Annotated in this window: 4 protein-coding genes; all 4 read right to left on the bottom strand. The window is 65.9% G+C overall.

Translation table 11 applies throughout. The features are described from left to right. Nucleotides 1–351 (bottom strand): hypothetical protein (locus tag GF405_01225; GenBank protein MBD3366776.1); only part of this gene is annotated, 351 nt, incomplete at its 3' end. Beyond that, a complete protein-coding gene (locus GF405_01230) occupies nt 348–1,790 on the bottom strand; it encodes a TldD/PmbA family protein (protein MBD3366777.1) in 1,443 nt (480 codons plus the stop codon). The genes GF405_01225 and GF405_01230, both read right to left, overlap by 4 nt. A gap of 53 nt (nt 1,791–1,843) precedes the next feature. Then, the gene (gene trxB, locus GF405_01235) at nt 1,844–2,764 is read right to left on the bottom strand and encodes a thioredoxin-disulfide reductase (GenBank protein ID MBD3366778.1); all 921 of its coding nucleotides are present in this window, start codon (nt 2,762–2,764) and stop codon (nt 1,844–1,846) included. 191 nt (nt 2,765–2,955) lie between these two features. Continuing rightward, nucleotides 2,956–4,025, bottom strand: a 1,070-nt coding sequence (locus tag GF405_01240; GenBank protein ID MBD3366779.1) for a hypothetical protein, incomplete at its 5' end; no start/stop codon positions are given.

The following is a 4,025-nucleotide window of genomic DNA, read 5'->3' on the forward strand; positions in this document are numbered from 1 at the left end:
CGCCGCGCTCTGTGCCGAGTAGGACTCGACCGAGGGAGCAGCATCGGCCTTCGGCAGGCCGGGAAAGTCCGGCTCCTCCGGCGAGTTCTTCGCGATCTCGATCGCCCTGGTGACGGCCTCGTCGACCGACGTCTCGTCGAGACGGTTCGTCGACACGACGCCGATCCGCTTGCCGACGACGACCCGCACGATGACGGACGTGTCGTCCTCGTGGACGTTCTGATGGATCGTCGACCCGGCGAACCGCGTCAGAGCCGAGTCGTACCCCCTGGCAACGAGCTCCGTCTCGTCGGCCGGGGATCTCTGAAGCGCGCCCTCGAGGAGGGCCGTCAGGTCCTTGGTGCTTCTCATTTCTTGACCCCCACTTCGACGTTCCGGAACCGCGCGGGCGAGACGCCGTGACCGACGTGGGCCGCCTGACCCGGCTCGCCCTTCCCGCAGCTCGGGATGCCCCAGATGTGCCACTCGCTTTCACCGGTGATCGCGTCGCACGACCCCCAGAACTCCGGTGTTATCCCCGTGTAGACCGGGTTCTTGAGCATCCGGCCCAGCTTCCCGTTCTTGATCTCGTAGGCGATCTCGCACCCGAACTGGAAGTTCAGACGCCGCTGGTCGATGCTCCAGCTCTTGTTCGAATCGATGAAGATGCCGTCGTCCGTGTCGGCGATGAGTTCGTCGAGCGTGCCCTCGCCCGGCAGCAGGTTGATGTTCGTCATCCGGATGAGCGGGATGCGGTTCCAGCCGTCGGCCCGCATCGTTCCGTTCGACCTGAGGCCGATGCGCGGCGCGGTCTCCCGGCTCATGAGGTACCCGACGAACAGCCCGTTTTTCACGATGTCGGACCGCTGCGCCGGAACGCCCTCGTCGTCGTAGCCGAACGAACCCAGGCCTCCGGGACAGGTCGCGTCGGCGACGATGTTGACGAGCTTCGAGCCGTACTGGAGCGACCCGAGTTTGTCCACGGTGATGAAGCTCGTGCCCGCGTACGACGCCTCGGTGCCGAAGACCCGGTCCAGCTCGATAGGATGGCCGCACGACTCGTGCACCTGGAGAGCCAGCTGCTGTCCGCCGATGACGATGGTCGTCTTCTTGTGGGGACATTCATCGGCCTTGAGCAGCTGGGCCGCCTCCGCCCCGGTCCTCTCGGCGTGCGCCGGGAGATCGAGCGATCGCGTGAACTCGAACCCGCGGGTCGCATAGTCGCCCCGGAAGCTCGCCGGATACGAGCGCGTCTGACGCTCGTCACCCTCGATGGCGGTCGCCGAGATGCCGCCGCCCGCCTCCGTGATGACCTGCTCGATCTCGCTGCCCTCCGTGTTGACGAAGAGCTTCTCGGTGCGGAAGCTCATCATCGACGCCGTGGCGATCGCCACCTGCTCGGTCTTCGTCATCCCGTCGCAGCAGGAGCCGAGGATGGTCAGCTTATCGTCGAGCGGGACCGTGAACGGATCCTCCTCGACCTCCGTGCTGTAGGAGTCCACGACGACGTCCTGACCGTCGAGCACAATGGTCGAGTCCCCCACCTTCGCACTGGCCTTCGCGATCGCCAGCGCCTGCTCGGCGACCCTCCGCACGCTCTCCGGCGTCAGCATCGAGCTCGAGGAGAAGCCCCAGGCTCCGTCGTTCAGTACGCGGATGCCGACGCCCTCGGACTCGGCGACGGAAGCCGTCTCGAGCGTGCCGTTCTTCATGACGAGGACCTCGGTCAGGCCGCGGACATGCCGCGCGTCGGCATACTCCGCTCCCTTCTTCTTGAGGAAGTCCATCGTCTCTTTCAGGAGTTCCTTCACGAGTCACCTCCTGGCGACTTCATCGCGCGGACGGTTCTTCGTTGGGTCCCGCGCTACCAGACCCCGTCCTCCACGAACTGCTGCGCCACGAAAGCGGCCGTCGACGCGTCGCCGACCGCCGTGGCGATCTGTCTCAGAGTCTTCGCCCGGCAGTCTCCCGCTGCGAGGATACCCCGGACGTTCGTCTTCATGTCGTCGTCGGTGATGATGTAGCCCCGCTCGTCCAGCTCCAGGAGTCCCTTCAGAAAATCCGTCTTCGGCTCGAGCCCGACGAAGAGGAAGACCCCCTCCACCGGCAGGTCTCGCGTCTCACCCGCCTTGAGGTCGTTCAGGGTCACGGACTCGACACCGGTCTCGCCGTTGATGCTCTTGACGGTGTGGCTCATGACGCACTCGATCTTCTCGTGCGCCCTCACCCGCTCGGCGAGCACCTCGATGGCCCGAAACTCGTCGCGGCGGTGTATCAGGTGGATCTTCCCTGCGAACCGCGTCAGGTAGAGCGCCTCCTGGAGCGCGCTGTCGCCGCCGCCGACGACCGCGATCGTGCGGTCCTTGTAGAACGGGCCGTCGCACGTGGCGCAGTACGACACGCCGCGCCCCAGAAGCTCCTCCTCGCCCGGCACGCCGAGCTTCCTGTAGTTGCTCCCGACGGCCACGACCACCAGCTTCCCGGGATAGTCGTCCCCTCGGCCGTGCACGATGAAGCCGCCGTCGGTCTTCTCGATCGACGTGACCTCGTCCTGAGCGTACTCCGTGCCGAACGACTGGGCCTGTTCGAGCATCCGGGCCCCGAGTTCCGAGCCGTTGACCGGCCCGACGCCCGGGTAGTTCTCGATGAGCTCGGTTGTCGCCGCCCAGCCCCCGGGCGTCATCATCTCGATGACGAGGGACGAGAGTCTCGCCCGGCTCGTGTTGAGACCCACTGTGAGTCCAGCCGGTCCGGCCCCGACGATCACGATGTCATGCTGTTCCAAGGGCTCCTCTCCCGGTCTCAGACGCAATCGAACAGGAAGTATACCGGAATGGGGAGCGGCACTCAAGCACGGCCGGCCCGCCCGCCGCCGCGCCCCCTTTGGCCCCCACGGAGCCGGCCCCACACGCAGAGCGCCGGGACCCAGAAAAGGGCCCCGGCACGTCCGGTCGCTCCGTCCGTTCGGACGGACGCCTACGAGATGATGCTCGGCGTGATCTTGATGATGAGGTCGGTGTTCTTCACCTCTTCGCGGGTGTGGCGGAAGATGTGCCCGAGGATCGGGATGTCACCCAGAAGCGGCACCTTGGTCACGTCGTTCGTCGTGTCCTCCGTCAGGAGACCGGCCAGCATGAACGTCTGGCCGTCCTTGACGCGGACCTGCGTCGTGGCGCGCCGCTCCTTCGTCCACGGGATCTCGTTGTTCGGTCCGACGAAGCTCACGATCGAACTGACGTTCGGCTCGACGATCGCCGTGATGTGACCGTCACCGGACGCCCGAGGCGTCACCGTGACCTCGACACCCACCTCCTCGCGCTCGACGCTGACCTCGATGACGCCCCCCGTGGTCGTCCCCGTGACCGTGTACGGGATAACGTCGCCGATGTGGATCTCGGCCTCGCGGTTGTTGAGCGTCACGAGGGTCGTCCGGGTCAGGATCTTCGCTCGGCCGTCGTTCTCGAGGAAGTCGAGCGCGACCTCGAGAAGCTGGGCCTGACGATGGACGTCGTCACCGTCGATGCCGAGTCCCTGATACTGCAGCTCGGACGGATACTCGTCCGGAGCAGACCCGTCGGGCTGGCCTTCCGTGAAGAGGACCGTCTGCTTCGCGAGCTTGGACCAGTCGAGGCCCAGCTCGATCAGGTCCGTCGTCGAAACCTCGATGACCTCGGTCTCAAGCATGATCTGAACCGGCGGAACGTCCAGCTCCTGGATGATCGAGCGGATCTGCTCGATCGTCCCCGGTGAGGCGACGACGACCAGCCGGTTGCCGCCCGGGTCGGCCGTGACCGCCTCCGTGATGGTCTTCACGACGTCGACCAGCTCGAACGCGTCGGCGAAGTGCAGGGGGATGACGTAGGTGGAAAGCCCGGTCTCGGTCTGAAGGACGCTCTCCTCCGCCACCAAGATCGAGTTGCCGATCCTCTCGTACCCCAGCCCCGCCGCTCGGACGATCAGGTTCAGCGCCTCCTCGACCGGCGTCGACTTGATCCGGATCGAGATCAGCTGGTCCTGGACCTCAGTGCTGGCGACGATGTTGAACC

Origin of the sequence: Candidatus Effluviviaceae Genus V sp. (assembly GCA_014728125.1) — a bacterium.
In the GTDB taxonomy this organism is placed as follows: Bacteria; Joyebacterota; Joyebacteria; order Joyebacterales; family Joyebacteraceae; genus WJMD01.